General features: G+C 68.9%; 5 protein-coding genes and 1 pseudogene. 3 read left to right on the plus strand and 3 right to left on the minus strand.

Annotated elements, in window-relative coordinates; genetic code table 11:
* On the plus strand, positions 1-350 hold a 350-nt coding region (locus ACFQEU_RS11390), incomplete at its 5' end, for a class I SAM-dependent methyltransferase (protein ID WP_379782215.1).
* A 37-nt stretch (positions 351-387) separates the two neighbouring features.
* Here the strand turns inward: ACFQEU_RS11390 and ACFQEU_RS11395 are convergent.
* Positions 388-1,836, minus strand: coding sequence for an ATP-binding protein (locus tag ACFQEU_RS11395; protein WP_379782217.1), 1,449 nt, complete (start codon positions 1,834-1,836; stop codon positions 388-390).
* A 118-nt stretch (positions 1,837-1,954) separates the two neighbouring features.
* On the opposite strand from ACFQEU_RS11395, the gene idi reads away from it, so the two are divergent.
* Both idi and ACFQEU_RS11405 read left to right on the plus strand, forming a co-directional pair.
* Positions 1,955-2,551, plus strand: coding sequence for an isopentenyl-diphosphate Delta-isomerase (idi, locus tag ACFQEU_RS11400; RefSeq protein ID WP_379782219.1), 597 nt, complete (start codon positions 1,955-1,957; stop codon positions 2,549-2,551).
* Between the two features lie 90 nt (positions 2,552-2,641).
* Complete coding sequence (locus tag ACFQEU_RS11405; RefSeq protein ID WP_379782221.1) at positions 2,642-3,397, plus strand: hypothetical protein; 756 nt, start codon at positions 2,642-2,644, stop codon at positions 3,395-3,397.
* Between the two features lie 10 nt (positions 3,398-3,407).
* Here the strand turns inward: ACFQEU_RS11405 and ACFQEU_RS11410 are convergent, their stop codons facing one another.
* Both ACFQEU_RS11410 and ACFQEU_RS11415 read right to left on the minus strand, forming a co-directional pair.
* Positions 3,408-4,352: a CehA/McbA family metallohydrolase gene (locus ACFQEU_RS11410; RefSeq protein WP_379782223.1), complete on the minus strand. Its 945-nt coding sequence runs from the start codon at positions 4,350-4,352 to the stop codon at positions 3,408-3,410.
* A 72-nt stretch (positions 4,353-4,424) separates the two neighbouring features.
* A pseudogene (locus ACFQEU_RS11415) lies at positions 4,425-4,876 on the minus strand (DUF7139 domain-containing protein); the annotation flags it as partial.

Raw genomic sequence — 4,876 nt, forward strand, 5'->3', positions numbered from 1 at the left:
GAGGGCTGTCGGGGGTCGCGGGCGACGCAGGGCGACTCCCGTTTCGCGACAACGCGGTCGACGCGGCGCTCGTCGTCGACGCCTTCCATCATCTCCCCGACCAGGGGGCGGCGCTGTTGGAGGCCGCTCGGGTCCTCGCGCCCGGCGGTGTCCTCGTGATCCGCGAGTTCGACCCGACACACCCGCTGGGCCGGGGACTCGCAGCCGCCGAACGAGCGATCGGCATGGACTCGCAGTTCCTCGCGCCCGACGCGCTCTCGACCGATCTCGACGCCGCCGGCTTCGATGCCGCGGTCGTCGACCGCGGCTTCGGCTACACGGTCGCTGGCGTGCTGGAGGACGGGTCGTGAGCGAGCGTCGAGCGGTAACCCGAGATCGGTCCCGTAGTCAGTCCTGCGGGTGTGCGTGATCCTGGGCGTCGCCGGCGGCGTCCCCGTGGTCGCGTGACCCCTCGTGGTCGTGGCCGGCGCCGTGGTCGTGGCCGGCGCCGTGGTCGTGGCCAGCGTCGTCGGTCTCGCCGAGCAGCTCCGCGCCCTCCCCGTCGATCATGTCCATGTTTTTGAGGTTGTCCCGCTCCTCGAAATCCTCGACGGCCGCCATCACGTCCGCCTGGGTGATCGTCATCCGGTCCTCAGTGAGCGCGCCCAACACCGCCTCGCGAAGCACCATCCGGAGGTCCGAGCCGGTGAGGCCGCTCGTCCGCTCGGCGACGACCTGCGGGTCGAAGTCGGCGATGTCCATCTCACGAGTGACGACACGGAGGATGTCAGCGCGCATGTCCCGGTCGGGTTTGGGGAAGTTGACGATCTCGTCGAACCGTCGCCACGCGGCGGCGTCGAGCTGGTCGGGATGGTTCGTCGCTCCGATCAGGAGCACCTCGTCGCGGACGAGCGATACCTCGTCGATCGATTTGAGCAGGGTGTTGACGGCGCGTTTCAGCGCGGCGTGCTCGTCCGAGCGCCGAGTCTTCGCGACGGAGTCGAACTCGTCGATAAAGAGGATACACGGCGAGAGTCGTTTCGCGACCTCGAACGTCTTCTCGACGTTCTTGGCCGTCTCGCCGAGGTACTGGCTCGTGATCATCGACATCTTCACCTCGACGAGCGGGACGCCGAGCTCGTGAGCGAGCGCGCGGGAGACGGTGGTCTTTCCGGTCCCCGGTGGGCCGACGAACAGCAGCTTGCCGATCTCGCGGAGCCCGATGCTGGCCAGGTACTCGCGGTGTTCGATCGCCTTGACGATCTTCTGGATCTCCTCCTCCTGGTCGCCGGTCAACACGAGGTCGGCGAGCGTGGTCTCGATCTCTTCCGGCGCTCGGATGTTGACCAGATCGAGCATCTCGGCGTCCTCGTCTTCGTCCTCGTCGAAGTACTCCTCGAGGAGCGCGTCGATCCAGACGCGGTCGGCCTGTATCGGACGGACATCGGCCCGCGCCGTCTCGTGGTCGACCGGCGCATCGAACCCGTCCGTCGCTTCGAACGTCGCGACAAGCGTCGGGTTCGACGCGATCCGGTCGGCGTCCGCGTGGTCCTGATACCACTCCATCGCCATCTCCGGCTGGGTGATCGTGATCTCGCCGGAGAACTCCGTGCGCTGGGTGAATAGCAGGTCGGAGACGGCGTCCCATGGCCGTTCGACGCCGGTCGCCGTCCGGGCGGTCTCGTCGGTCGCCGTTAGCGGGCGCTCGACGCCGCCTGGGGCGTCATCGGCCGCGTCGGCCGACCAGAACACCCGCCGAAACCGTGGCGGGAGGTCGTTCTCGTCGAGGTCGCGGTTCTCGCTGTAGAAGTGTGTGGTCAACACGAACTCGACAACGTCGAGCGCCGGGTCACTCATCCCCGTTAGATACCCGCGGCAGCCGTTTAAGCGCGTCGAACCGTTCGGCCGTTTCGAACACGGCCGCCCTCGCCGGCGTATCGAACAGTTATTAGTGCTGGTGAGCGACGAACGCCGTATGAGCTCCGAGGACACCGGGACGCCCGATCCGGAGGGAAGCGTGAGCGACGCCGACATCGACCACGCGAACGCCGCACAGGACGTCATCGCCGTCGATCCCGACGACAACGAGCAGGGAACCGTCAATCGTCTCGACGCCCACACCGGCGACGGGATCCGCCACCGCGCGTTCACGTGTCTCGTGTTCGACACCGACGGGCGGATCCTCCTCGCCCAGCGCGCCCCCACCAAGCGGCTGTGGGACGGCCACTGGGACGGGACGGTCGCCTCTCACCCCGTCGAGGGGCAGTCACAGGAGGACGCGACCGAACAGCGGCTCGAAGAGGAACTGGGCATCACGCCCGACCAATACGACGACCTCCGTGTCACCGACCGGTTCGAGTACAAGCGCTACTACCCGAACGCGGGCGTCGAGTGGGAGGTGTGTGCCGTACTGAAGGTCACGCTCCAGGACACGACGCTCGATCCCGACGACGAGGAGATCGGGGGTCGACTCTGGGTCGACTACGACCACCTCCACGAGAACCCGGCGCTGTACCGCCAGCTCCGCCTGTGCCCCTGGTTCGAGATCGCGATGCGCCGCGACTTCTCCTGAGCGGACGCCGAACGCCTCTCGCCGCGCGACACCGTTCTCCCGTCGACCCGAAACCGCGGCTTGAAGGCTGCGCCGCGACTCAGTTCGGGTATGACCGTCGTCGTCGTGCTGGCGAACCCGCCCCGCGAGGGGCTCGTCGCGACCGAACTGGCGGAATCGACGCCGCTGACGACCGCCGAGGCCGCCGAACTGTACGAGGCCGCGTTTCGCGACGCCGTGCTCGCGGTCGACCGGTCGGGAGGCGACCTGCTCGTCAACTACCCCGACGAGGAGACTATCCCGGAGTCTCACCGCACCGACACCCCACCCGAGGCCGAGCTCCGCGCGCTGGTCGCGGACACGCTCGGCGGCACCGAGGACGCCAGGTTCGAGCGACAGGTCGGCTCGTCGTTCGGGGCTCGCGCCGGCAACACCGTCACGCACCTGCTTCGCGAGGAGGGAGCCGACTCGGTCGCGGTCGTCACGCCGCGGACCGCGCTGCTCTCGCGTACCCTGATCGACGCGGCGGCGATGAAACTCCGGACGAACGGCGTCGTACTCGGCCCATCGACCCGCGGCCGGGTCCATTACGCCGGCTTCACCGAGCCGATCGACTTCGACGGCGCGTTCGAAGCGCCCGCGCTACCGACGCTCGCGAACCGCGGTCGGGACGCCGGCCTCGACGTGGAGTTCGTCGAGAGCCTCCCCGGGCTGGCGACGCGTGCGGACCTACTGGACACGATCCCGCTGTTGCGGGCGCGGTTCGCGGCCGAACGGGTCGTCCCCGACTACACCGCGGCGTTCGTCCACGAACACGGCCTCGACGTCGTCGTTGCGGACGGCGAGACACGGATCGTCCGGGACTGACGAGAATCGGCTACAACAGCCACGACGCCGCCCGGCTCGCCCGCTGGATCGCTTGGTACCCGGCGACGCGGGCGATGGACGCCGACTCCCGGATGGCGTAGGTCACGCCTCGGACGCCGCGTCGTGTCCCGGTCCGGGCGGCGTAACCCGACTTTCGGACCCCGGCGGTGACGTAGTGTTTCGCCGCCATCGGGACGGGCGCACGCTTCCCGCTGACGCTCGTGGTTCCCGCACGGATCGCCGCGAGCACGTCGTCCGCGGTCACGTCCGCGACGCGGTCGCGCCCCTCAACGGTCAGCTCGGTGTACGCGCGGCCGACGTAGTTCAGGTGGTGTGCGTCGCTGGCGGCGACGCCCGGGTAGCCGTGTTTCGCCGCGAACCGTCGCGCGCGGCGGTTCCAGTACCCGGTGAACAGCCACGCGTTGAACACCTCGACCGCGTCGATCTCTATCGGGGCGGCGGTCTCCGAGGCACCCGATCGATCGGTGCTTGCACTGGAGGTCGTCGCCTCGACTTCTACCCTCTCATTCTCCGCGGCCGTCCCGCCCGATCGCTCCGTGTTCACCGACGGTTCCGGAACCGGGATGTCCCGTCGTCGGACGCCGTGGCGGGACCGCTGGAACGGGTGGGGCACGATCGCGACGCCACCGTGCTCGCGGATCCAGGCGACGGTGTCCGCGTACGACTCGCGACGCGGCGGCATCCGATCGACGCCGATGGCGAGCAGGTGACCGTGCGCGGTCGATACCTCGACACCGGGGATCCCGATCAGCCCGTACTCCGGCGCGAGCGCCGCCGCGCGGAGCGATTCGCCCATCGTGTCGTGGTCGGTGATCACGACCGCGTCGAGTCCGATGTCCGCGGCGTGTTCCAAGATCAGTTCCACCGGTTCGTGGCCGTCGTAGCTGTCGTCGGAGTGGACGTGCGGATCGATACGGACCGTGACGCGTGACACAGTGGTCGATAGGTGACCGGGTGTATATAAGAAGACGATGTGCGGGTCGGACCTCGACCGCTTTCGACTCGGCTACCTGAACACCCCACGGATCCGATCGACGACCGATTCGTCGTCCGCCTCGGCCATCTCCTCTGCCTGCTGCTGTTCGCGGAGCTCACGCAGCGCGGCGGCTTGGTCGTCGGTCCCCGCGCCGCTGGCGGTGTTCTGCTCGCCGCCCTGTAACCCCTTGAGCTGGGAGACGGCGTCGTTGACGGTGCCGGAGGTTGTCCGAGTCTCCGTCGCCGACCCCGCGAGTGCGTCGCTGTCGATGTCGACGTCGTCGACGTCGCTCGTGTCGAGCTCCAGCCGACGCGTCTCCGACCGCTCGACGCCCCCCCACGTCAGCTCGGCGTCCTCCAGCTCCCGTTCGATATCCGCACGGACCTGCGCGTCGGTCACCGCGTCCTCGCCGTTACCGCTCTCGACAGCGTTGCCCGCGGCGGTTCCGGCCCCGCTCCCCGACGCCGCCGCGGGACGACCCG

This window comes from Halorubrum tibetense, assembly GCF_042661865.1.
GTDB classification, from domain to species: Archaea; Halobacteriota; Halobacteria; order Halobacteriales; family Haloferacaceae; genus Halorubrum; species Halorubrum tibetense.

Coding starts and splice junctions, on each gene's coding strand:
- idi (WP_379782219.1), top strand. CDS start 1,955: ATGAGCTCCGAGGACACCGGGACGCCCGATCCGGAGGGAAGCGTGAGC.
- ACFQEU_RS11405 (WP_379782221.1), top strand. CDS start 2,642: ATGACCGTCGTCGTCGTGCTGGCGAACCCGCCCCGCGAGGGGCTCGTC.
- ACFQEU_RS11395 (WP_379782217.1), bottom strand. CDS start 1,836: ATGAGTGACCCGGCGCTCGACGTTGTCGAGTTCGTGTTGACCACACAC.